This is a genomic window from Azospirillum sp. (genome assembly GCF_035628975.1).
Classification (GTDB): domain Bacteria; phylum Pseudomonadota; class Alphaproteobacteria; order Azospirillales; family Azospirillaceae; genus Azospirillum.
In genome coordinates, this window is sequence record NZ_DASPIS010000022.1 from 61555 (window position 1) to 83372 (window position 21818).

The window sequence follows — 21818 nt, forward strand, 5'->3', positions numbered from 1 at the left end:
TACGATGACAATGCCTATGACGAATGGAGGTTCCGCCCCCCTCCGCGCGACAATTGAAATGCCCGGTTGATTTTGCGGCGCAGCATTGCGACACATCCGTCATCTCTGCATCTTACCCACTCAACGACGTGCCGAACCCGCCATGATCGAACGCCGCTTCGAACAGATCATCTTCGCCAGCCGCTGGCTGCTCGCGCCCTTCTATCTGGGCCTCGTGGTCTCGCTGATGGCCCTGCTGGTGAAGTTCACCCAGGAAATCCTGCACATCATTCCGCATGTGCTGGACATGAGCGAGAAGGACGTGCTGCTGGCCATGCTCACGCTGATCGACCTGTCCTTCGCCGGCAATCTTCTGCTGATGGTGATCTTCGCCGGCTACGAGAACTTCGTCTCGAAGATCGACGTGGCCAATCACGAGGACCGGCCGGACTGGATGGGCAAGGTCGACTTCGGTGGGCTGAAGCTGAAGCTGATTGCCTCCATCGTCGCCATCTCCGGCATTCATCTGCTGAAGGCCTTCATGAATTTGTCCCAGACCTCGCGGGAGGAATTGATGTGGCTGGTGATCATCCACATGACCTTCGTGGTGTCGGGCGTGCTGCTGGCCTGCATGGACCGGCTGGAGGGACACCACGCCCATGCGGCGAAGCCGGCCGACAAGCCCGGGGCGGAGCATCACTGACCATCCCGCCGGACCGGCGGGCAATTGCCCGTTGCGGCACGGCATGGTTCGGACTAGACACTGAACCGCCACACCGGCCGAACGGCTATTCGGCGGATCGGGACGGCATTTACCGCAAGGGCCGACCTCAAGAGTTTGGCTGTTGACGGAAAATTAACCCTGATCCGCCAGTTTTGCCTTCACCAGACACCGCAAGAGGCGGCGGGCACCGGCCAACCGGGAACCGCTTTCGCGACACGGGTCAGGCCTGCCGGGCGCACTCTCCGCTTGAGCGTGCGGACGCATTCGACTATGGAACCGTCGGCGGGCATGCTATGCCAGTCTCCGCCGGTTCGGCCGTCTCAACCGCTTTGATAGAGTTCGTCAGCTCCATGCTCTCCAAACTGCTGGGCGTTCTGTCCGCCGACATGGCGATCGATCTGGGGACGGCCAACACCCTGGTCTATGTCAAGGGCCGCGGCATCGTCCTGAATGAACCGTCCGTCGTCGCCATCGCCAACGTGCGCGGCAAGAAGCAGGTCCTCGCCGTCGGTGACGAGGCGAAGATGATGCTCGGCCGAACCCCCGGCAACATCCAGGCCATCCGGCCGCTTCGCGACGGCGTCATCGCCGATTTCGAAGTCGCGGAGGAAATGATCAAGCATTTCATCCGCAAGGTTCACAACCGCCGCAGCTTCGCCAGCCCGCAGGTCATCATCTGCGTGCCGTCGGGCTCGACCGCGGTGGAACGCCGGGCGATCCAGGAATCGGCGGAGGCCGCAGGCGCCCGCCGCGTCTTCCTGATCGAGGAGCCGATGGCCGCCGCGATCGGCGCCGGGCTTCCGGTGACGGAACCGACGGGCTCGATGGTCGTCGACATCGGCGGCGGCACCACCGAGGTGGCCGTGCTGTCGCTGGGCGGCATCGTCTATTCGCGTTCCGTCCGCGTCGGCGGCGACAAGATGGACGAGGCCATCATCGGCTACATCCGCCGCAGCCACAATCTGCTGGTCGGCGAAGGCTCGGCCGAGCGGATCAAGAAGGAAATCGGCTCCGCCTGCCCGCCCGAGGACGGCGAGGGCCGCATCCTCGAAATCAAGGGCCGCGACCTGATGAACGGCGTGCCCAAGGAACTGATCATCTCCGAACGGCAGATCGCCGAGTCGCTGGCCGAACCCGTTTCGGCCATCGTCGAAGCGGTGAAGGTGGCGCTGGAACACACCGCTCCGGAATTGGCCGCCGACATCGTCGACAAGGGCATCGTGCTGACCGGCGGCGGCGCCCTGCTGGGCAACCTGGACTTCGTCCTGCGCCACGCCACCGGCCTGCCGGTGTCGATCGCCGACGATCCCCTCTCCTGCGTGGCGCTCGGCACCGGCCGCGCGCTGGAGGAGATGAAGACGCTGCGAAACGTCTTGGTCAGCGCTTACTGATTGGTGTATCCCTGATTGGAAGGCCTCCGGTCCGCCGCCCAACTCCCGGGCGGTGAGGGCCGGAGACGGACCGCGTATCTGGACGGGAATTTCCTGTGAAGTCACGCTCATCCGGCTCCGTCATCCGCCTTGCCGCGCCTTTGCGGGCCCTCGCGCAGCGTTTCTCCTTCCTCCTGCTTGTCCTTGCCTCCATCGCATTGATGATGGTCGGCAAGATCGAGTCCGTGTCGGTGGACAGCGCCCGCGCCCGCGTGACCGACGCCTTCGCCCCGATCCTCGACGCCATCTCCCGCCCCGCCGCGACCGCGGCGCGCGTGGTCGAGTCGGTGGTCGAGCTTGAGAACGCCTTCGACGAGAACCAGCGCCTGAAGGCGGAGAACGCCCGGCTTCTGCAATGGAAGCAGGCGGCTTTGCGGCTGGAGGCGGAGAACAGCAGCCTGCGCAGCCTGCTGCGCGTCCGTCCGGAGCCCTCCGTCAACTATATCGCCGCCCGCGTCATCGCGACCCCCGGCAGCTCCTTCGTCCGCACGCTGGTGGTGACCGCCGGCAAGCGCGACGGGGTGCGCAAGGGTCAGGCCGCACTGGCCGGGGCCGGTCTGGTGGGCCGGGTGATCGAGGTCGGCGAATGGTCGTCCCGCGTCCTGCTGCTGACCGACATCAACGCCCGTGTCCCGGTGGTCCTGGCCAACACGCGCCAGCGCGCCATCCTGGCCGGCGACAATTCCGACCAGGCCAAGCTTCTCTATCTGCCGCCGGAGTCGCCGATCCAGGTGGGCGAGCAGGTGGTGACCTCGGGCGACGGCGGCCTGTTCCCGTCCGGCCTGCCGGTCGGCGTGGTGACCGCGGTCAGCGAGCGCGGCGTGCGTGTGTTGCCCAGCGCCGACTTGGCGCGGGTCGAACATCTGCGCCTGGTGGATTTCGGATTGCCCGGCACCGACCTGGACCCGTCACCGGAGTGGAAGTGAGCCGGTCCGACAGCGCCCCGGCGGGAAGGCCGCCGGTATGACGGCAACTTTCTGGCAACGGGTCGACAAGGCCGGGCGCAATCTGGCGCCCTTCGCCGTTACCGTCATGATGGTTCTGGTCGGCATGATCCCGGTGCCGGTGCCGGGCTACGCCCCGGTGGCGCCGAACCTGACGCTGGTTTCCGTCTACTATTGGACCATCCACAGGCCTGACCTGATGCGTCCGGGGGTGGCCTTTCTGATCGGGCTGCTGCAGGATTTCCTGATCGGCGGACCGCTGGGCGTCAATGCCCTGTTGCTGGTCGTGGCGCAATGGGCGGTTCTGAACCAGCGCCGGGTGTTCCTGGCCAGCACCTTCGCGTTGCTGTGGTTCGGCTTCACCCTGGTGATGGCCGGTGCCGTGGTGCTGCAATGGCTGGCCTTCACGGCACTGGACGCGGCCGCGCTGTCGATCCTGCCGGCGCTGTTCCAGGGCTTGCTGACGGTGGCGGTGTTTCCTGCGGTGGGCTGGCTGCTGATCCGCGTCCACCGTGCGTTCTTGAACGGGTAAAGGGTCCCGGCGGTTTCATGAGTTCGATCGATCGCGATACCGACCGTTCCCGCCTGCTGGCGCGCCGCGCCCTGGTGCTGGGCGGCATCAAGCTGGCCGGCCTGTCCGCGCTGGTCGGTCGGCTCTATTACCTTCAGGTCGTCGAATCCGCGCGCTACACCATGCTGGCGGAGGAGAACCGCATCAGCCTGCGGCTGATCGCCCCGTCGCGCGGCAACATCGTGGACCGGTTCGGCGTGCCGCTGGCGGTGAACGAGCAGAACTACCGGGTCGTCGTGGTGTCGGAGCGCACCCACAACATCCAGGAGACGCTCGACAAGATCTCCCGCATCGTGCCGCTGACCGACGGCGACCGCCGCCGTGTGATGCGCGAACTGCACCGCAAGCGCCGCTTCGTCCCCGTCACCGTGCGCGAGAACCTGACCTGGGAACAGGTGGCGACGCTGGAGACCAACACCCCCGACCTGCCGGGCGTGGCGATCGAGGTGGGCGAGCTGCGCCACTATCCGCAGGCGGAGGCGACCGCCCATATCCTGGGCTATGTCGGCGCCGTGTCGGAAGCGGAGTTGAGCGGCAACAGCGATCCGGTGCTGTCGCTCCCCGGATTCCGCATCGGTAAGGCCGGCATCGAGAAGCATCACGAGAAGGTTCTGCGCGGCACCGCCGGCACCAGCCAGCTGGAGGTCAACGCGGTCGGCCGCGTCATCCGCGAACTGTCGCGCGACGAGGGGCAGTCGGGCCGCGAGATTCAGCTGACCATCGACATGGCGCTGCAGCGCTTCGTTCAGGAACGGCTGTCGCAGGAGGTCAGCGCGTCGGCGGTGGTGATGGACGTTCACACCGGCGGCATCTATGCGCTGTGTTCCCATCCCAGCTACGACCCGAACCAGTTCACCATGGGCATCAGCGCCGAGCTGTGGGAGGAACTGCTGTCGAACCAGGCGACGCCGCTGAACAACAAGGCGGTGGTCGGCCAATATCCGCCGGGCTCCACTTTCAAGATGATGGCGGCGCTGGCGGCACTCGAATCGGGAATCGTCAGCAGCCGGCATACCGTCTTCTGCCCCGGCCACATGGAACTGGGCGACCATCGCTTCCACTGCTGGAAACGCGGCGGCCACGGCACGGTCGATTTCGTCGGGGCGCTGCGCCATTCCTGCGACGTGTTCTTCTACGACGTCTCGCGCCGCATCGGCATCGACCGCATCTCCGAGATGTCCAACCGCTTCGGCCTGGGCGCCCGCACCGGCATCGACCTGCCGCACGAGCGTGCCGGGCTGATGCCGTCCATCGCCTGGAAGAAGGCGACCTTGGGCAAGGGCTGGGACATGGGCGAGACGCTGGTCGCCTCCATCGGCCAGGGCTATGTGCTGGCGACGCCGCTGCAGCTGGCGGTGATGACCTGCCGGCTGGCCAACGGCGGCTATGCGGTCAAGCCGCACCTGACCAAGCAGATCAAGACCGTCAGCGGCGAACAGACGGCCTGGCCCAGCATCGGCGTGAAGAAGGAGAATCTCGACATCGTGCTGCGTGGCATGAACGAGGTGACCAACGCGCCCAACGGGACCGCCTTCAAGTCGCGCATCACCGAGGTCGGGTACGAGATGGCCGGCAAGACCGGCTCCGCCCAGGTCCGCCGCATCACCATGGCGGAGCGCACCACCGGCGTTAAGAAGAACGAGGACCTGCCCTGGCGCGAACGCGACCACGCGCTGTTCGTCGCCTTCGCGCCCGTCCAGGCGCCGCGCTATGCCTGCGCCGTCTTCGTCGAGCATGGCGGCGGCGGTTCCACAGCGGCGGCACCGATCGCCCGCGACATCCTGCTGGAAACCCAGAAGCGAGACCCCGGCCGCGCCGCGGTGGCTGAAACGCCGCCGACGAGCTTCAAGGATCCGCGGGGGTAAAAGCCCTCTGTCTGTATTGCCCCCTCCCCATCCCTCTCCCACCCTCGGCCGGCCAAAGGCCGGTCCGATAGTGGGAGAGGGGGCAGGAGCTTTGCAAGAGTACAGCGGCAGTCCCCCCTCCCTCGAAGAGGGGGAGGGTTAGGGAGGGGGCATCGCCCCAACCACTCCGCAAAAGAAAAAGCGCGCTCCCGAAGGAGCGCGCTTCTCAACAAACCGATGCGGCTTTCGCCAGATCAGTTCTTCGACTTGTCGACCAGGCGGCGCTCGGCGATCCACGGCATCATGGCGCGCAGCTTCTCGCCGACCTTCTCGATCTCGTGCTCGGCGTTGCGGCGGCGGATCGCCTTGAAGGACGGCTGGCCGGCCTTGCATTCCAGCATCCAGTCGCGGACGAAGCGGCCTTCCTGGATGTCGGTGAGGACGCGCTTCATCTCGGCCTTGGTCTCGGGCGTGATGATGCGCGGGCCGGTGCGGTAGTCGCCGTATTCGGCCGTGTTGGAGATCGAGTAGCGCATGTTGGCCATGCCGCCCTCGTACATCAGGTCGACGATCAGCTTCACTTCGTGCAGGCACTCGAAGTAGGCCATCTCGGGGGCATAGCCCGCCTCGACCAGCGTCTCGTAACCGGCGCGGATCAGCTCGGTCAGGCCGCCGCAGAGCACGGCCTGCTCACCGAACAGGTCGGTCTCGCACTCTTCCTTGAAGGTTGTCTCGATGATGCCGGCGCGGCCGCCGCCATTGGCCGAGGCGTAGGACAGGGCGATGTCCAGCGCATTGCCCGAAGCGTTCTGGTGAACGGCGACCAGCGACGGCACGCCGCCGCCACGCTGGTATTCGCTGCGCACGGTGTGGCCGGGGCCCTTCGGCGCGATCATGAACACGTCGAGGTCGGCGCGCGGCTCGATCAGGTTGAAGTGGACGTTCAGGCCGTGCGCGAAGGCCAGAGCGGCGCCCTGCTTCATGTTCGGGGCCAGATCGTCACGGTACAGATCGGCCTGCAGCTCGTCCGGGGTCAGAACCATCACGACATCGGCCCAGGCGGCGGCCTCGGCCGGGGTCATCACGGTGAAGCCGGCGGTTTCGGCCTTCTTGATGGTGGCCGAACCCGGGCGGAGCGCGATCCGCACGTCCTTCACGCCGCTGTCACGCAGGTTGTGGGCGTGGGCGTGGCCTTGGCTGCCGTAGCCGACGATGACGACCTTCTTGCCCTTGATCAGGTTGACGTCGGCATCACGATCGTAATAGACGCGCATGGAGATGGTTCCTTGAATTCGCAACGAACGAAGACAGAGTGCGTTTCCTGCGGCGGATTACTCCATTGAGCAAAGCCGCCCGTCAAGGGAAACAATCGCTCGATGGAGCGGCAAAATGCAAAGCTTCCTTGCGTTTTTGCCGCCCCAATCTTTCGCAGAATGTTTTTCTGCGGGTGACGGCGCCTCAGAACGCCGCCGGCCCCTTCGACATGGCGACCACGCCGGTGCGGCTGGCTTCCACGAGGCCGAGCTGGCCCATCAGGCCGACGAAATCGTCGACCTGTTCGGTGGTGCCGGTCAGCTCGAAGACGAAGCTGCTCAGCGTGGCGTCGACCACCTTGGCCTGGAAGATGTCGGCAAGGCGAAGCGCCTCGATCCGGCGGTCGCCGGTGCCGGCCACCTTGACCAGCGCCAGTTCGCGTTCCACCGACGGCCCTTCGTCGGTCAGGTCGTGGACGCGGTGGACCGGAACCAGCCGGCCGAGCTGCGCCTTGATCTGCTCGATGATCATCCGGGTGCCGGAGGTGACCAGCGTGATGCGCGACAGGTGGTCGGCGTTGTTCACCTCCGCCACCGTCAGGCTTTCGATGTTGTAGCCACGGCCGGAGAACAGCCCGATGACGCGGGCGAGAACGCCCGGCTCGTTGTCCACCAGCACGGCGATGGTGTGCTTTTCGATCGCGTTTTCCATGAGACCCATTCCCCCGTTCGTTCGTCGTCAGCCGATCAGACCAGCACCATGCCGTCTTCCGGCGTGGCGTCGGACGGGCTGTCGTCCGGACCGAACAGGATTTCGTTGTGGGCCTTGCCGCCCGGGATCATGGGGAAGCAGTTTTCCTTCGGATCGACGGCGATGTCGATGATGCAGGGGCGGTCGGTGACCGCCAGCATCTTCTCGATCACCTGATCGACCTCGGCCACCGTGGTGGCGCGCAGGCCGACGCAGCCCCAGGATTCCGCCAGCTTCACGAAGTCCGGCAGGGCTTCCGAATAGCTCTGGGAATAGCGCGAGCCGTGCAGCAGTTCCTGCCACTGGCGCACCATGCCCATATACTGGTTGTTCAGGATGAAGATCTTGACCGGCGCGCGGTACTGCACGGCGGTGCCGATCTCCTGCATGTTCATCAGGAAGCTGGCTTCGCCCGACACGTCGACGACGATGGCATCGGGATGCGCCAACTGGGCGCCGATGGCGGCGGGCAGGCCGTAACCCATGGTGCCGAGTCCGCCCGAGGTCAGCCAGCGGTTCGGCTGGTCGAAGGGCAGGAACTGGGCGGCCCACATCTGGTGCTGGCCAACCTCCGTCGTGATGTAGTGGTCCTTGCCGCGCAGAGCCTCGCGCAGGCGCTCCAGCGCGTATTGCGGCTTGATGACCGATTCGGTGCGGTTGTAGTTCAGGCAGTTGCGGGAACGCCAGCCCTCGATCTTGCCCCACCACTCCTTCAGCGCAGGCTTGTCGACGCTCTTGGCGCGCGCCTTCCAGATGCGCAGCATGTCTTCCAGCACGGCGCCGCAATCGCCGACGATCGGGATGTCGACCGCCACGTTCTTGTTGATCGAGCTGGGATCGATGTCGACGTGGATCTTCTTGGAGCCCGGCGAGAAGGCCGACAGCTTGCCGGTCACGCGGTCGTCGAAGCGGGCGCCGATGTTGATCATGACGTCGCATTCGTACATGGCGAGATTCGCCTCGTACGTGCCGTGCATGCCGAGCATGCCGAGCCACTGATTGTCCGACGCCGGGAAGGCGCCGAGACCCATCAGGGTCGAGGTGATCGGGAAACCGGTGGTCTTGACGAACTGCGTCAGCAGCTTGGCCGCGAAGGGACCGGCGTTGATCACGCCGCCGCCGGTGTAGAAGACCGGCCGCTTGGCGTTGGCGATCAGTTCGATCGCCTCTTCGATGCGGGCCATCTCCGCCTTCACCTGCGGACGATAGGTCTTGTGCTTGACCTCCGCCGGCGGGACGTAGGTGCCGTCGGCGAACTGCACGTCCTTCGGGATGTCGACCAGCACCGGGCCGGGACGGCCGCTGCGCGCGACATAGAAGGCCTCGTGCAGGGTGCGGGCCAGATTGTCGACGTCCTTCACCAGGTAATTGTGCTTGGTGCAGGGACGGGTGATGCCGGTGGTGTCGGCTTCCTGGAAGGCGTCGTTGCCGATCAGGTGGGTCGGCACCTGGCCCGACAGGCAGACGAGCGGAATGCTGTCGCACAGCGCATCCAGCAGGCCGGTCACCGCGTTGGTGGCGCCGGGGCCGGAGGTCACCAGCACGCAGCCGACCTTGCCGGTCGAGCGCGCGTAACCTTCGGCCGCGTGAACCGCGGCCTGTTCGTGGCGTACAAGGACATGTTTCAGGTCGTTCTGCTGGAACAGCGCGTCGTAGATGGGAAGTACGGCGCCGCCGGGATAGCCGAAGATGATGTCAACGCCCTGATCCTTCAGGGCCTTGATGACGATCTGGGCGCCGGTCAGCTTCTGTTCGGACATCGCTCACGACCTTCTCATGTGGGCGCCTCCTCTAGGGCACCCGGTTCCTTGGGAACACCAACCCCGCCGGATGGGCATAGCCGTTCAGAACAACGGCTTAGCCCCGATGGCGTGTGCTGGGACCGGCAAATTAGTCAAATCATCCGTCATAGGTCAACCCTATTCGCGAATGTTTGCAAAGTTTTTTTGCCGCAGTTTTTCCAATTGTTGCGCGCCCATAGGAGGTGTCCATCCTGCCCGGCCACCGCTTGCCCGAAACGGAAACGGCGACCGCACCGAAGCGCGGCCGCCGTTCCGAAGGGGCGACGACTGGGAAGGACGGACGGTCAGGCGGCCGTCTTCAGCAGTTCGCACAGCCGGCGGATACCCTCGCGGATCTGGGCCGGCTTGGTCACGGAGAAGGCCAGCCGCAGCGTGTTCTTGCCCGACCGGTCGGCATGGAAGGCCGATCCGGGGACGAAGGCGACGTTGGCCTCCTTGATGGCGCGGGCCAGCAGTTCCGTGCCATCGACGCCCTCCGGCGCCTCGATCCAGACGAACAGGCCGCCTTCCGGCTTGGTCCAGGTGACGCCCGGCGGGGCGAATTCGTCCAGCGCCGCCAGCATGGCATCGCGGCGCTCCTTGTAATGGGAGCGCAGCAGCTTGATGTGGCTGTCGAAGATCTGCGAGACGACGTCGTGCATGACGATCTGGTTGATCGTGCTGGCATGCAGGTCGGCCGCCTGCTTCATCAGCACCAGGCGATTCACCACCTCAGGCGCCGCATTGACCCAGCCGACGCGCATCGCCGGGACCATCGTCTTGGAGAAGGTGCCGCCGAAGATGACGTTGGTCAGCTTGCCGCCGTTGCGCTCGCAGTCCAGCGCCGCCATCAGCGGCAGATGCTCGCCGTCATAGCGCAGCTCGCAATAGGCGGTGTCTTCGATCACCGGCACGCCGGCCGCCTCGCAGGCGTCCAGGATGGCGTGGCGGCGGGCCAGCGTCACGGTGGTGCCGTTGGGGTTCTGGAAGTCGGGGACGAGATAGAAGAACTTCGGCTTCTGCGCCAGCGCCTCGGTCAGTGCGGTCATCTCCGGCCCTTCCTCGTCCATCGGAATGGAGAGGTAGGTCGGCTCGTAAGGCGAGAAGGCCTGCAGCGCGCCGAGATAGGTCGGGCGGGTGACCACGATCTTGTCGCCCGGACCGATCAGCAGCTTGCCGACGAACTCCAGCACCTGCTGCGAACCGTTGGTGACCAGCACGCCGTCCAGGCCGATGTTGACGCCCTTGCCGCCCATGTAATCGCAGATCCACTCCCGCAGCGGCGTGTAGCCTTCGGTGATGGAATATTGCAGCGCGGCCCCGGCGCCGGCGTTGGACTGGAAGATCTTCTCGTAGGACCGCGCGATGGCCGAGCTGGGGAACAGGTCCGGGTCGGGAATGCCACCGGCGAAGGAGATGATCTCCGGACGGTCGATCAGCTTCAGCAGTTCCCGGATTTCGGACGCCGTCATGCCGCTCACGCGGCCCGCGAACACATGACCCCAATCAACCGACACGGTGCTTCTCCTTCGGATCAGTAATTTAGTATCGTTCTCAGGCGGTCGAGCATTGCATTTCGTACCGCAGGCGAACAAGGCGAATCGATGGTATGGCAGCTATGCTGTCCTGTATGACTTACCAGCATTTCGGCCGCTTTGCCAACAATCTGATGCCGGAACCAAGTCACCTGCCGTTTGGCATAGCGGCGGGTGGATTGCTGGGCCAGCGCGACCGCCTCGTCCAGCGGGATTTCGCCATCCAGGTGGCGGCGCAGCTCCGGCACGCCGAGCGCCTTCAGCACCGGCAGGTCGGGGGCAAGGCCCTGCTCGCGCGCCAGGGTATCCAGCCGCCACACCTCCTCCAGCGCACCCTGCTCCATCATCAGGTGGAAGCGCTTGTCGCACTGCGCATAGAGGTCGGCCCGCGGCGGGTCGAGCACGATGACGGTGAAGCGCAGCCCATCCGGCGCACCCTGGGCGGTCCGGCTCTGCCAGTGGGACAGCGGATGGCCGGTCGCCTCCAGCACCTCCCAGGCGCGGGTCAGGCGGGTGGTGTCGCCGGGGTTCAGCTTGGCCGACGCCGGATCGCGGGCGACCAACTCGGACCGGAAGGCCTCGCCGCCGATGGCGGCCAGCCGGGCATGGGCGGCGGCGCGCATCTCGTCGGGGATGGAGGGGACCTCGCTCAATCCCTGCATCAGCGCACGCAGGTAGAGACCGGTCCCGCCGACCACCACGGGCAGCCGCCCCTCGGCCTTGGCGGCGTCGATCTCCGCCAGCGCCATGTCGCGCCAGCGCGCCGCCGAACCGCGCTCCGCCGCCGGCAGCACGCCATAGAGGCGGTGCGGCGCCCGCACCAGATCCTCGGCCGGCGGGCGGGCGGTCAGCACGTCGAGGTCGGCGTAGAGCTGCATGCTGTCGGCATTGATGACGGTGCCGCCGAACGCCTCGGCCACGGCGAGCGCCAGCCCCGACTTGCCCGACGCAGTCGGCCCGCCGATGACGATGACGTCGGTAAGGTGGGTGGTGAGAGGGGTGGTAAGGTCGCTCATTGCCCTTCCATGACGTTCCGGCGCTCTCTTTGCAACACCCAACCGCATGCCGACGCCGAAGCTTCGTTGGACCCGGCTCCCCGCCTGTGGTAGGCAGCGCGCAAAGGCCCTCTTTTCCTCGGGATACCCGCCGATGAACGCCGTCGCCACGCTGATCGCCCCCCGCACCGCCACGCTCGACGAGTCCGTCGTCCAGACCGCCAAGGCGGCGCTGGTCGGGCTGGGCGCCGATGCTGGGGCGCCGGATTGGCTGGCTCCCGGCACCGCCTGCGACCTGCCTTTCGGCAATCTGGCGCCGGAACAGGCGGAGGCGGCGATCCGCCATGCCCTGTTGGGGAATGGGAACGGCGCCACGCTGGACATCATCGCCCAGCCGGCGGCGACCCGGCGCAAGCGGCTGCTGGTCGCCGACATGGAATCGACGATCATCGAGCAGGAGATGCTGGACGAGCTCGGCGACTATGTCGGGCTGAAGGACCACATCGCCGCCATCACCGCACGCGCCATGAACGGCGAGATCGACTTCAAGGACGCGGTGCGCAAGCGCGTCGCCCTGCTGAAGGGCCTGAAGGAGACGGTGATCGACGAGGTGTGGCAGCGCGCCACCCTGATGCCGGGTGCAGCCCAACTGGTCGGCACCATGCGGGCCAACGGCGCCGTCTGCGTCCTGGTGTCGGGCGGCTTCCGCTGCTTCACCGGCCGTGTGCGCAGTTGGATCGGCTTCGACGACGACCGCGGCAACGATCTGGAAGTGGTCGACGGCGTGATGACCGGCACGGTGATCGAACCGATCCTGGACAAGGACAGCAAGCTGCAGGCGCTGATGGCCTATGCCGGCGAGCACCGCGTGCCGATGGCGGAGACCATGGCCGTCGGCGACGGCGCCAACGACCTTCCGATGCTGCTGGCGGCCGGTCTGGGCGTCGCCTTCCATGCCAAAGCGGTGGTCGCCGCCGAAGCCCGTGCACGCGTCGACCACGGCGACCTGACGGCCCTGCTCTACGCCCAGGGCTATCGCGCCACCGAGTTCGTGGGGTAAAATCGGCTGCGTTCGCTAATAGCGAATATTTGTTGACCTGTGTTGCTTGTGTTCCGATCATGGACACATGAAGCTCGTCATCGAAGCCTCGGCGCTGAAGATGCTGCTCCGCATGCCTGCCTCGGATGCGGACGGTCTGCGAAGGAAGCTGAAGGCATTTGCCGCAGCTCCTCATGATCCGCATCCTTGGGCCAAGGCTTTTGGCGGAGGCCGAGGTCGCATCCGCCATGGCGACTGGCGGGCCGTCTATACCATCGACGGCGACGTGATGGTGGTCACAGTGTTGAAGATCGGAAATCGCAAGGAGGTTTACCGATGAGCGCGCTGCCAATCCGCCCGATCGCAGAGACTCCCGACAGCGTCACGCTGAGCCGCGCCGACTTTGAAGCGTTGGCGGAGCTGGTAACCGACGCGCAGGATCTCGCAGATGCGGAGGCGGTGAAGACCCGGCTTGCCGCCGGAGAGACAGAAGCATTTCCCTTCGAGGTCGCCGAACGAATCCTGGATGGCGAGCATCCGGTGACGGTCCTGCGCAACCATCGCGGATTCACTCTGCGTGGGTTGGCGGAAGCGGCCGGCATTGCGCCATCCTACCTCTCGGAGATCGAGAATGGCCGCAAGCCGGGAAGTTTCGATGCCATGGGGCGCATCGCTGAGGCGCTGAACGTACCGCTGGACCTGCTGGCGCGCCGCTGAAGCGCCCGCTCACGCCCACACGCCGCGCACATAGGGCGTCAGCTGCGTGTCCATCAGGATGATGTGGCGGACAAGCCAGTCGGCGGTGAATTTGTACAGCTTCTCGGCGTTCTCATGGGTGGGTTCGATGGAGAAGCGGTTGGACAATTCGCTGACCATCTTGACCGCGGCGCGGTGCATGGCGACGTGCTCCTCGAATTGTGGATAGCGCACGATCTGCATGATCCGTTCTTCGCGGGCGAAATGCTCCTTGGTGTATTCCAGCAGCTTGACCAGAATCTTGGCAACACGAACCGGCTGGAACCGCGGGGCGGCCAGCGCTGCGTCGAGTTCGTTCAGATACTCGATCAGATGCTTGTGATCGTCGTCGATGGCCGGCTGGCCGACGCTCAACTGCCGTCGCCATGTGATGGCGCCCATGACCTTGCGGCCTCCCCCCTTACCGGCACCCAGTTTGGACGGAGTATGGCTGGTGCTACCACCGCACCCAAACAGTCGGGACGTCACACGGCAATTTGACGCACCTTGGAGAGGCGTTCCAATCGAAACGGGGCGGATGCGTCGCCGCACCCGCCCCGTTCTTCAACCGGAGATCGGCCGGCTTCAGCCGATGCCAGCCTCAGCCGATGATGGAATAGCCGCAGTCGACGTAGGTGGTGTCGCCGGTGATGCCCTTGGCGCCGTCGGTGGCGAGGAAGGCGGTGGTGTAGCCGACCTCCTCGATGGTCACCAGCCGGCCCTCGGGAGCCCGCTCGGCGGCCTTGTTCATCAACTCGTCGAAATGAGCGATGCCGGACGCGGCGCGGGTCTTGATCGGGCCGGGGGAGATGGCGTGGACGCGGATGCCCTTCGGGCCGAGTTCGGACGCCAGATAGCGCACGCTGGCCTCCAGCGCGGCCTTCACCGGGCCCATCACGCCGTAATTGTCGATGACGCGGTTGGCGCCGAAATAGGACATGGTGAACAGCGACCCGCCGTCCTTCATCAGCGGCTCCGCATACTTGGCCATGCGGATGAAGGAGTGGCAGGAGACGTCCATCGCCTGCTGGAAGCCTTCGCGCGAGCAGTCGACGACGCGGCCGTGCAGATCCTCCTTCGGCGCGAAGGCGATGCTGTGCAGCGCGAAGTCCAGCTTGCCCCACTTCTCGCCGATCTTGTCGAACATCGCCTTCAGCTCGCCTTCGCCGGTGACGTCCACCGGTTCGAAAATCTCGGCTTCCAGCTGCTGGGCCAGCGGTTCGACGAACTTCTTGGCCTTGTCGTTCAGATAGCTGACCGCAAGGTCGGCACCCAGCGCGCGGAAGGCGCGGGCACAGCCCCAGGCGATCGACTGGTCGTTGGCGATGCCAAGGACGAGCCCCTTCTTGCCTTCGAGCGTGGCGGCGGCGGGAATGATCGTGGTCATGGCGGACGGTCCTGCGGTCGGTGTGACGGGAGGAGCGGCCGCAACCCTGGCGGCCCTTTCGCCGGGCAAGGGCACGCGGCGTTCCTTGTGCGGTGCACCATAGACCAATCGCGACAGGTCCGCAACGTGCAATGGGCGCAATTCACGCACCCATCCCAATCATTGCGCAGCATTGATGCCGGCATATCCAGTAAAAGCCGAAGTCCTAGCCGCGATCCCTTTCATTGATCCATATCAAGACGGCCCTCCGACACCGGGCCGGAAGACCGTTTCTTGATGACATTTCTGTTATCCGGCCACACCGCTTGGCCGATCACCCCTTACCGGGCAACGCCGGGCGTGAAGGAGGGCGGATCGCTGGCCGGGAAGGATTCCTGAGACGCCTCGTCGACGATCTCCTCGTCGCAGGCTTCCTGATAGATGTCGCCGGGATGGCGGGAATAGGGATCGATCCCCCGTTCCACATCCTGCGACGGAATGGCCGCGCGGTCGCGTTGCGCCCAATCGGCCAGCATCGACTTGCCGGGGCAGAAGCCGGTCAGGCCGCGCGCCACCAGGACGCCGCCGGCCAGCGCCATCGCGGCGCCGGTCCAGTTCGGCCGGCGCAGGCCCAGCACCGCCAGGGCCACGCCGCCGGCCAGCGAGGCCAGCCGTTCGCTGTGGCCGACATTGATGGTATAGCCGCCGCCGGGACCATGGATGCGGTCGTTGAAGCCGCGCAGGCTGCGCTGGGCCGTATCGGTGATGGAAGAGAGTTCCATGTCGGTCCTCCTGAATGCGGGACCCGAAGCCGCGTGCTCCCGCGATCGGATCGTTATCGTGTCACTGTTGGGAAACCGGCGGCTGGGGGGTGTCGTTCCCCGACGGTGCCTGTGACGGCGGCTGAGTTGCACCACCCTGCCCGCTGCCGCCGGCCGGCGCGGCGCTGGAGCCGGATGCCCGCGCCTGCTGCAGCTCCTGGTTCAACCGCGCCACCTCCTGGGACAGGCGCTGAACTTCCTGGCGCAGGGGCATCGCCGCCGCGTCGTTACCGCCGCCCGCCGAGCCGGCGATGGCGGCCAGCGTCGCCGACTGCTGCATCCAGTAGGGAGCGACGCCGTAATAGGTGTGCACCGCCATCGCCCACTGGCGGTCGTTCATGTTCGGACGGTTGCTGTCGTCGAAGCGCGGGGCGTTCGTCAGCTTGTCCTTCGGCACGTTCAGGACATAACCGTCGCCGGACGGCGCGAACAACGCCCACGGAACCGGAAAGTCGCTGTCGCCGATGCCGAGGAAGCCGCCCAGCTCGACCACCGCGTAAGCGATGCGCCCGGTGGCCGGATCGATCACCAGCTCGGAGATTTTACCCAGATCCTTGCCGTCCGGGCTACGCAACTTGGCGTCCTCGAGGTCGTCGGCGGCCATCGCGCGGGGGTGGGCGATGGAGTCCTGCAGCGCCGTGGCCTCGCCCAGAATCGCCTGGCAGGCCGGGGCATTGCCCTTCTGCGCCGCGCCCTGGGCCGCCTGCTGCAGGGCACGCAGCTGCGCGATTTCCTGCTGGGTCACGGGCGCCGGATTGTTGGGTGCCGCGGCCTCGAGGGCCGCCGCCTGCTGTCCCAGCCGGTCGAGCCCGGCCGCGCAGTCGTCGGCGGCAAGCGCGGGCGCGGCGATGGGTCCCAGCGCGGCCAGCAGCAGCGCAGTGCCCAAGGCCGTTGCAGGGGTCGGGCGCGTCATCAGGGCATCCTCCGGCTTGAATCGTCTCATGCTGCATGAACAGCATGGTCAAGCCGGAGGTTCCCGTGCGCCGGTCTTCCTGCGGTTGTGTCTTCGGGTGTAAGACTCTCAACCCGGCAGGGGCAGGCCGCCGCGCTGGACGATGAAGGACTGGATGGCGTCCACGCCCTCGCCCGCCTTGACGTTGGCGAAGACGAAGGGGCGGTCGCCGCGCATCTTGCGGGCGTCGCGGTCCATCACCTCCAGGCTGGCGCCGACCATCGGGGCGAGGTCGGTCTTGTTGATCACCAGCAGGTCCGACCGGGTGATGCCCGGCCCGCCCTTGCGCGGGATCTTGTCGCCGGCCGACACGTCGATGACGTAGATGGTGATGTCCGCCAGTTCCGGCGAGAAGGTGGCCGCGAGGTTGTCGCCGCCCGACTCGATGAAGATCAGGTCGAGATCCGGGAACTTCGCGTTCATCTGGTCGACGGCGGCGAGGTTGATCGAGGCATCCTCGCGGATCGCGGTGTGCGGGCAGCCGCCGGTCTCCACCCCCATGATCCGTTCCGGCTTCAGCGCGCCGGAGCGGGTGAGGAATTCGGCATCCTCCTTGGTGTAGATGTCGTTGGTGATCGCCGCGACCTCCCAATCCTCGCGCATGCGCTTGCACAGCGCGTCGGTCAGCGCGGTCTTGCCGGAGCCGACAGGGCCGCCGATGCCGACGCGAAGCGGACCGGCGTGGCTCTTTTCGATAGCGGGGAGAGCGCTCATGAGCGGAACAGCCTCGTATATTGGGTTTCGTGGATCATCGAGGTCCAGTCGACGGCCATCGCCCGGCCGCCGAGATCGTCGAGCGGGGCCGCCAGCGCCGCCTCCGCCGCGCTATGGGTGATGGGGTCGAGCGCCGCCAACGCGCGCTGTCCGTCGGTCTGGCCCAGCGGCACCAGCCGGACGCCGGCCGACACCAGGTTGGCGGCGAAGGCATGCAGGTAGGCGGTCAGCGCCGGCCCCTCCGCCACGCCGATCAGCGCCGACACCAGCGCCACCGCCACCGCGTAGGCGACCGGCCGGCCGGTGGAGGCGATCACCGCATCCCAGCGCGGCAGTTCGTCGAGCGGCCATGCGGCGCGGATCGCCAGCAGGAAGGCCTGCCCCTGCGCCCGCGATTCGAGCGCGGTTTCGGATGAGGCGCGCAGGATGTCGGCGCGCTCCACCGCCCAGGCGAAGGCGGCTTCGTCCCCCGCCAGCACCGCGCGGTGGGCGGCGGCGAACAGCATGCCGTCGGTGCGCCCTGCGCCATGGCGCAGGATGCCGTCGAGCCAGACGATCATCGTCGCCCGATCCCGCACCAACCCCTGCTCCACCGCCGCCTCGATCCCATGGCTGTAGGAGAAGCCGCCGACCGGAAAGCTGGGCGACAGCCACGCCAGCAGGCGCGTCAGGGCATGGGTGGAGACGCTATCCGATCCCCTCTCCCCCCCGGGGAGAGGGTTAGGGTGAGGGGGACGCACGGCGAGGATCTCTTCGGCTGCGCCGAACCCCCTCATCCCAACCTTCTCCCCGCTTTCGGCGGACCATGGGTCCGCCTGTCGCGTCAGCGCAAACTCCGTTTGCGCGTGAGCGGGGGGGAGAAGGGGCATATCAGTGCGAATGCCCATGCCCGCCGCCATGCGAGTGCCCGCCATAGGCGCCGCCTTCCGGCATGAAGGGCGCGCTGACGTCGCGCACCTCGGCCCCCAGCCCGCGCAGCATGTCCTCGATCACATGGTCGCGGCGCAGCCGGATGGTGTCGCCGACGATCTGCACCGGCAGGTGACGGTTGCCGAGATGCCAGGCCACCCGCGCAAAGGCCTCCACCGGGCCGGGCACCCGAACCTCCATCAGCTCCTCGGAGGCGGCGACCACGCGCAGGAAACTGCCGTCGCCCAGTTCCAGCCCGTCGCCGTCGTCCAGCGCCACCGCGCGCGGCAGGTCGAGCAGGAAGGCGCCGCCGGCATCGTCGGTCATCGCCATGCGGCGGCGGAAGCGGTCGTCGAAGGCGAGCGTCACGGTGCCGGCCGCCTGCTCGGCGGGCCAATGGCCGCGGGCATGCACTCGGGTGGCGCGGCGGGTGGGATCGGTCATCAGCTAAGCCGTTCGAAGGGGGTCGGGTGGCCGAAGAAGCGGCCGGCCAGCCCGCTGACCAGTGCCGCGTCCCCGGTGGTGAAGAAGCGTAAACCCCGTTCAGCCGGTTCGGGCCGGTATTCGGGATGGCGGTCGAGATACTGCTCCAGCGAGCGGGCGGTCAGGGTCGGCTGGCACAGCACCTCCACCCCCGGCGGCAGCGCGTGGGCGAACAGGTGGCGGACCAGCGGGTAGTGGGTGCAGCCCAGCACCACCGTGTCCAGCGGCTGGCTGCCCATCTTGTCCAGCAGCACGCGGACATAGCCGGCGACCGCCGGTTCGATCTCGGCGTCCGGCGCCCCGCGCTCGATCAGCGGGACGAGGTCGGGGCAGGCCTGCTGGACGACACGGACCGAGGGGGCGCGCTTGCCGATCTCCCGCGGGAAGGAGCCGGAGTTGACCGTCGCCGCGGTGGCGAAGATGCCAACGCTGCGCGGCTCGGCCAGATGGTCCGGCGGCACGGTGTCGATCATCCAAGGAACCCGCGTGATCGCCTCCACCATAGGCACCAGCACGCCCAGCACGTTGCGGCCGGGATGGGCCGATGGCAGCCATTCCTGCTGCAGCCGGCGCAGCGCGACGGCCGCGGCCGTGTTGCAGGCAATGACGACCAGCCGGCAGCCCTGGGCGAACAGCCGGTCCATCCCGGCCACGGTCAGCCGGTAGATGTCGTCCTCGCTGCGCGGGCCGTAGGGAGCGGCGGCATGGTCGCCGAGATAGACGAATGGCCGGTCGGGCGCTGCATCCACCAGGGCGCGCAGCACCGTCAATCCGCCATGTCCTGAGTCGAATACACCGATCAAATTATCTGAGCCCTACGAATATCTCCTTCTCCCCCCTGGGGAGAAGGTTGGGATGAGGGGGTTCGGCGCAGCCGAAGACAGCCCACGCCACGTGCCCCCACCCTAACCCTCCCCCGCTGGGCGGGGGAGGGGAAGAAAAAGCGCCTCAGAACAGGAAATACCGCTGCGCCATCGGCAGGACCTCGGCCGGCTCGCAGGTCAGCAGTTGCCCATCCGCCCGCACCTCGTAGGTTTCCGGGTCCACCTCGATGTGCGGGGTCGCGTCGTTGTGGATCATGTGCTTCTTGCCGACGGTCCGCGTGCCCTGGACGGCGATGAGTTCGCGGTGCAGGCCGAGCTGCCGTCCGACCTCCAGTTCCATCGCCTTGGCGCTGACGAAGGTGACGCTGCTGGCCTGCATCGCCCGGCCGAAGGCGCCGAACATCGGGCGGTAATGCACCGGCTGCGGCGTCGGGATCGAGGCGTTGGGATCGCCCATCAGCGCCGCGGCGATGGTGCCGCACTTGATCACCATGTCCGGCTTCACCCCGAAGAAGGCCGGCGACCACACCACCAGATCGGCCAGCTTGCCGACCTCTACCGAGCCGACGACATGGCCGATGCCGTGCGACAGCGCCGGGTTGATGGTGTATTTGGCGATGTAGCGCTTGACCCGGAAATTGTCGTTGTCGCCGGTCTCCTGCGGCAGCCGGCCGCGCTGCAGCTTCATCTTGTGGGCGGTCTGCCAGGTGCGGATGATCACCTCGCCCAGCCGGCCCATCGCCTGGCTGTCCGACGAGATCATGGAGAAGACGCCCAGGTCGTGCAGGATGTCCTCCGCCGCGATGGTCTCGCGCCGGATGCGGCTTTCGGCGAAGGCGACGTCTTCCGGAATGCGGGCGCTGAGGTGGTGGCACACCATCAGCATGTCCAGATGCTCGTCCACCGTGTTGATGGTGAAGGGCCGCGTCGGGTTGGTCGAGCTGGGCAGGACATTGTCGAGCCCCGCCACCCGGATGATGTCCGGCGCATGGCCGCCGCCCGCCCCTTCGGTGTGGAAGGTGTGGATGGTGCGGCCCTTGAACGCCGCGATGGTGTCCTCGACGAAGCCGGACTCGTTCAGCGTGTCGGTGTGGATCGCCACCTGCACGTCCAGCTGGTCGGCGACGGTCAGGCAGGTGTCGATGGCATCCGGCGTGGTGCCCCAATCCTCGTGCAGCTTCAGGCCGCAGGCGCCGGCGGCGATCTGTTCCAGCAGCGCGTCGGGACGGCTGGTGTTGCCCTTGCCGAAGAAGCCCAGGTTGATCGGCAGCCCTTCGGCGGCCTGGAGCATCCGCTCCATATGCCACGGCCCCGGCGTGCAGGTGGTGGCCGCGGTGCCGGCGGCCGGACCGGTGCCGCCGCCCAGCATTGTGGTGACGCCGCTGTTCAGCGCCTCGTCCACCTGCTGCGGGCAGATGAAGTGGATGTGGGCGTCGATGCCGCCGGCGGTGACGATCTTGCCCTCGCCCGCGATCACCTCGGTGCCCGGACCGATGATGATGTCGACACCGGGCTGTACATCGGGGTTGCCGGCCTTGCCGATGGCGGCGATGCGCCCGCCGGTGATGCCGATGTCGGCCTTGACGATGCCCCAATGGTCGATGATCAGCGCGTTGGTGATGACGGTGTCGACCGCCCCCTGGTGGCGCGAGCGCTGGCTCTGGCCCATGCCGTCGCGGATCACCTTGCCGCCGCCGAACTTCACCTCTTCGCCATAGACGGTGTGGTCGCGTTCGACCTCCACGATCAGGTCGGTGTCGGCCAGCCGGACGCGGTCGCCGGTGGTCGGACCGTAGAGGGCCGCGTATTCGGCCCGGTCGATGCGGTGCGCCATGTTCTCGCCCTTCCTGTCGGCCCGTCAGAGGGCGCCGTTGACCTTGCGGTTGAACCCGATCACCACCCGGTCGCCGCCATAGGCGACCAGCGTCACGCGGCGGGTCTGGCCGGGCTCGAAACGCACCGCCGTCCCGGCCGGAATGTCGAGCCGGAAGCCGCGCGCCTTCTCGCGGTCGAAGGTCAACGCGCCGTTGGTCTCGTAGAAATGGAAGTGCGAGCCGACCTGGATCGGGCGGTCGCCGGCATTGGCGACATCGAGCTCGACGGTGGCGCGGCCGTCGTTCAGCACGATCTCGCCGGCCGCCGGGAAGATTTCACCGGGTTTCATCGGG

Annotated in this window: 23 protein-coding genes; 8 read left to right on the plus strand and 15 right to left on the minus strand. The window is 66.8% G+C overall.

Annotated elements, in window-relative coordinates; genetic code table 11:
- Positions 1-145 precede the first annotated feature (145 nt).
- The 5 genes from VD964_RS04550 (at position 146) to mrdA (ending at position 5513) form a co-directional block, all read left to right on the plus strand.
- A complete protein-coding gene (locus VD964_RS04550) occupies positions 146-682 on the plus strand; it encodes a TIGR00645 family protein (RefSeq protein WP_349255952.1) in 537 nt (178 codons plus the stop codon).
- A 371-nt stretch (positions 683-1053) separates the two neighbouring features.
- Positions 1054-2094 carry a rod shape-determining protein gene (locus VD964_RS04555; protein WP_012974729.1) on the plus strand — a complete coding sequence of 347 codons (1041 nt, stop codon included), beginning with the start codon at positions 1054-1056 and terminating at the stop codon, positions 2092-2094.
- Positions 2095-2189: 95 nt separating this feature from the next.
- Complete coding sequence (gene mreC, locus VD964_RS04560; RefSeq protein ID WP_324866018.1) at positions 2190-3059, plus strand: rod shape-determining protein MreC; 870 nt, start codon at positions 2190-2192, stop codon at positions 3057-3059.
- Between the two features lie 37 nt (positions 3060-3096).
- Positions 3097-3609, plus strand: a complete 513-nt coding sequence (mreD, locus tag VD964_RS04565; protein ID WP_149222126.1) for a rod shape-determining protein MreD — start codon at positions 3097-3099, stop codon at positions 3607-3609.
- Positions 3610-3626: 17 nt separating this feature from the next.
- Positions 3627-5513, plus strand: a complete 1887-nt coding sequence (mrdA, locus tag VD964_RS04570; protein WP_324866021.1) for a penicillin-binding protein 2 — start codon at positions 3627-3629, stop codon at positions 5511-5513.
- 233 nt (positions 5514-5746) lie between these two features.
- On the opposite strand, the gene ilvC is transcribed toward mrdA, so the two are convergent.
- The 5 genes from ilvC to miaA form a co-directional block, all read right to left on the minus strand.
- On the minus strand, positions 5747-6766 hold the full coding sequence (ilvC, locus tag VD964_RS04575) for a ketol-acid reductoisomerase (RefSeq protein ID WP_014248441.1): 1020 nt from the start codon (positions 6764-6766) through the stop codon (positions 5747-5749).
- A gap of 184 nt (positions 6767-6950) precedes the next feature.
- The gene (ilvN, locus tag VD964_RS04580) at positions 6951-7457 is read right to left on the minus strand and encodes an acetolactate synthase small subunit (protein ID WP_194912668.1); all 507 of its coding nucleotides are present in this window, start codon (positions 7455-7457) and stop codon (positions 6951-6953) included.
- Between the two features lie 35 nt (positions 7458-7492).
- The gene (locus tag VD964_RS04585) at positions 7493-9256 is read right to left on the minus strand and encodes an acetolactate synthase 3 large subunit (RefSeq protein WP_324866025.1); all 1764 of its coding nucleotides are present in this window, start codon (positions 9254-9256) and stop codon (positions 7493-7495) included.
- Positions 9257-9582: 326 nt separating this feature from the next.
- Positions 9583-10794, minus strand: a complete 1212-nt coding sequence (locus VD964_RS04590; RefSeq protein ID WP_324866027.1) for a PLP-dependent aminotransferase family protein — start codon at positions 10792-10794, stop codon at positions 9583-9585.
- Positions 10795-10811: 17 nt separating this feature from the next.
- Positions 10812-11828 (minus strand): tRNA (adenosine(37)-N6)-dimethylallyltransferase MiaA, encoded by a 1017-nt coding sequence (miaA, locus tag VD964_RS04595; protein ID WP_324866029.1) that lies wholly within the window; start codon positions 11826-11828, stop codon positions 10812-10814.
- Positions 11829-11961: 133 nt separating this feature from the next.
- Here miaA and serB point away from each other — a divergent pair, with 133 nt between their 5' ends.
- The 3 genes from serB to VD964_RS04610 all read left to right on the plus strand — a co-directional run bounded on the left by serB (position 11962) and on the right by VD964_RS04610 (position 13563).
- Positions 11962-12867 carry a phosphoserine phosphatase SerB gene (gene serB / locus VD964_RS04600; protein WP_324866031.1) on the plus strand — a complete coding sequence of 302 codons (906 nt, stop codon included), beginning with the start codon at positions 11962-11964 and terminating at the stop codon, positions 12865-12867.
- A 67-nt stretch (positions 12868-12934) separates the two neighbouring features.
- Positions 12935-13186, plus strand: coding sequence for a type II toxin-antitoxin system RelE family toxin (locus VD964_RS04605; RefSeq protein ID WP_324866033.1), 252 nt, complete (start codon positions 12935-12937; stop codon positions 13184-13186).
- Entirely contained in the window at positions 13183-13563 is a 381-nt protein-coding gene (locus VD964_RS04610; protein WP_324866035.1) for a helix-turn-helix transcriptional regulator, read from the plus strand. Before VD964_RS04605 ends, VD964_RS04610 begins: the two co-directional genes overlap by 4 nt.
- Positions 13564-13572: 9 nt before the next feature.
- Here VD964_RS04610 and VD964_RS04615 read toward each other — a convergent pair whose 3' ends face one another.
- The 10 genes from VD964_RS04615 to VD964_RS04660 all read right to left on the minus strand — a co-directional run bounded on the left by VD964_RS04615 (position 13573) and on the right by VD964_RS04660 (position 21814).
- Entirely contained in the window at positions 13573-13983 is a 411-nt protein-coding gene (locus VD964_RS04615) for a bacteriohemerythrin (RefSeq protein ID WP_111066794.1), read from the minus strand.
- Positions 13984-14182: 199 nt separating this feature from the next.
- Complete coding sequence (gene fabI, locus VD964_RS04620; protein WP_324866040.1) at positions 14183-14968, minus strand: enoyl-ACP reductase FabI; 786 nt, start codon at positions 14966-14968, stop codon at positions 14183-14185.
- A gap of 320 nt (positions 14969-15288) precedes the next feature.
- Positions 15289-15729 carry a DUF2892 domain-containing protein gene (locus tag VD964_RS04625; RefSeq protein WP_324866042.1) on the minus strand — a complete coding sequence of 147 codons (441 nt, stop codon included), beginning with the start codon at positions 15727-15729 and terminating at the stop codon, positions 15289-15291.
- Positions 15730-15790: 61 nt separating this feature from the next.
- Positions 15791-16711 carry a PRC-barrel domain-containing protein gene (locus tag VD964_RS04630; protein ID WP_324866044.1) on the minus strand — a complete coding sequence of 307 codons (921 nt, stop codon included), beginning with the start codon at positions 16709-16711 and terminating at the stop codon, positions 15791-15793.
- 78 nt (positions 16712-16789) lie between these two features.
- Positions 16790-17434 carry an urease accessory protein UreG gene (gene ureG, locus VD964_RS04635; protein WP_194912675.1) on the minus strand — a complete coding sequence of 215 codons (645 nt, stop codon included), beginning with the start codon at positions 17432-17434 and terminating at the stop codon, positions 16790-16792.
- Complete coding sequence (locus tag VD964_RS04640; RefSeq protein WP_324866046.1) at positions 17431-18210, minus strand: urease accessory protein UreF; 780 nt, start codon at positions 18208-18210, stop codon at positions 17431-17433. The genes ureG and VD964_RS04640 overlap by 4 nt, the downstream gene beginning before the upstream one ends.
- Positions 18211-18304: 94 nt before the next feature.
- The gene (locus VD964_RS04645; protein WP_324866048.1) at positions 18305-18787 is read right to left on the minus strand and encodes an urease accessory protein UreE; all 483 of its coding nucleotides are present in this window, start codon (positions 18785-18787) and stop codon (positions 18305-18307) included.
- On the minus strand, positions 18787-19629 hold the full coding sequence (gene murI / locus VD964_RS04650) for a glutamate racemase (RefSeq protein WP_324866050.1): 843 nt from the start codon (positions 19627-19629) through the stop codon (positions 18787-18789). Before murI ends, VD964_RS04645 begins: the two co-directional genes overlap by 1 nt.
- A gap of 145 nt (positions 19630-19774) precedes the next feature.
- Positions 19775-21484, minus strand: a complete 1710-nt coding sequence (gene ureC / locus VD964_RS04655; protein ID WP_324866052.1) for an urease subunit alpha — start codon at positions 21482-21484, stop codon at positions 19775-19777.
- Between the two features lie 24 nt (positions 21485-21508).
- A complete protein-coding gene (locus VD964_RS04660; protein ID WP_324866054.1) occupies positions 21509-21814 on the minus strand; it encodes an urease subunit beta in 306 nt (101 codons plus the stop codon).
- Between the last annotated feature and the right edge of the window lie 4 nt (positions 21815-21818).

What these genes read in the sequence shown, in the direction of transcription:
- ilvN (WP_194912668.1), bottom strand. Translation starts at nt 7,457, where the DNA reads ATGGAAAACGCGATCGAAAAGCACACCATCGCCGTGCTGGTGGACAAC.
- VD964_RS04645 (WP_324866048.1), bottom strand. Translation starts at nt 18,787, where the DNA reads ATGACCGATCCCACCCGCCGCGCCACCCGAGTGCATGCCCGCGGCCAT.
- ureC (WP_324866052.1), bottom strand. Translation starts at nt 21,484, where the DNA reads ATGGCGCACCGCATCGACCGGGCCGAATACGCGGCCCTCTACGGTCCG.
- VD964_RS04605 (WP_324866033.1), top strand. Translation starts at nt 12,935, where the DNA reads ATGAAGCTCGTCATCGAAGCCTCGGCGCTGAAGATGCTGCTCCGCATG.
- VD964_RS04585 (WP_324866025.1), bottom strand. Translation starts at nt 9,256, where the DNA reads ATGTCCGAACAGAAGCTGACCGGCGCCCAGATCGTCATCAAGGCCCTG.
- VD964_RS04640 (WP_324866046.1), bottom strand. Translation starts at nt 18,210, where the DNA reads ATGAGGGGGTTCGGCGCAGCCGAAGAGATCCTCGCCGTGCGTCCCCCT.
- ilvC (WP_014248441.1), bottom strand. Translation starts at nt 6,766, where the DNA reads ATGCGCGTCTATTACGATCGTGATGCCGACGTCAACCTGATCAAGGGC.
- ureG (WP_194912675.1), bottom strand. Translation starts at nt 17,434, where the DNA reads ATGAGCGCTCTCCCCGCTATCGAAAAGAGCCACGCCGGTCCGCTTCGC.
- VD964_RS04615 (WP_111066794.1), bottom strand. Translation starts at nt 13,983, where the DNA reads ATGGGCGCCATCACATGGCGACGGCAGTTGAGCGTCGGCCAGCCGGCC.
- VD964_RS04625 (WP_324866042.1), bottom strand. Translation starts at nt 15,729, where the DNA reads ATGGAACTCTCTTCCATCACCGATACGGCCCAGCGCAGCCTGCGCGGC.
- mrdA (WP_324866021.1), top strand. Translation starts at nt 3,627, where the DNA reads ATGAGTTCGATCGATCGCGATACCGACCGTTCCCGCCTGCTGGCGCGC.
- serB (WP_324866031.1), top strand. Translation starts at nt 11,962, where the DNA reads ATGAACGCCGTCGCCACGCTGATCGCCCCCCGCACCGCCACGCTCGAC.
- miaA (WP_324866029.1), bottom strand. Translation starts at nt 11,828, where the DNA reads ATGAGCGACCTTACCACCCCTCTCACCACCCACCTTACCGACGTCATC.
- VD964_RS04630 (WP_324866044.1), bottom strand. Translation starts at nt 16,711, where the DNA reads ATGAGACGATTCAAGCCGGAGGATGCCCTGATGACGCGCCCGACCCCT.
- fabI (WP_324866040.1), bottom strand. Translation starts at nt 14,968, where the DNA reads ATGACCACGATCATTCCCGCCGCCGCCACGCTCGAAGGCAAGAAGGGG.
- VD964_RS04555 (WP_012974729.1), top strand. Translation starts at nt 1,054, where the DNA reads ATGCTCTCCAAACTGCTGGGCGTTCTGTCCGCCGACATGGCGATCGAT.
- VD964_RS04660 (WP_324866054.1), bottom strand. Translation starts at nt 21,814, where the DNA reads ATGAAACCCGGTGAAATCTTCCCGGCGGCCGGCGAGATCGTGCTGAAC.
- VD964_RS04610 (WP_324866035.1), top strand. Translation starts at nt 13,183, where the DNA reads ATGAGCGCGCTGCCAATCCGCCCGATCGCAGAGACTCCCGACAGCGTC.
- mreD (WP_149222126.1), top strand. Translation starts at nt 3,097, where the DNA reads ATGACGGCAACTTTCTGGCAACGGGTCGACAAGGCCGGGCGCAATCTG.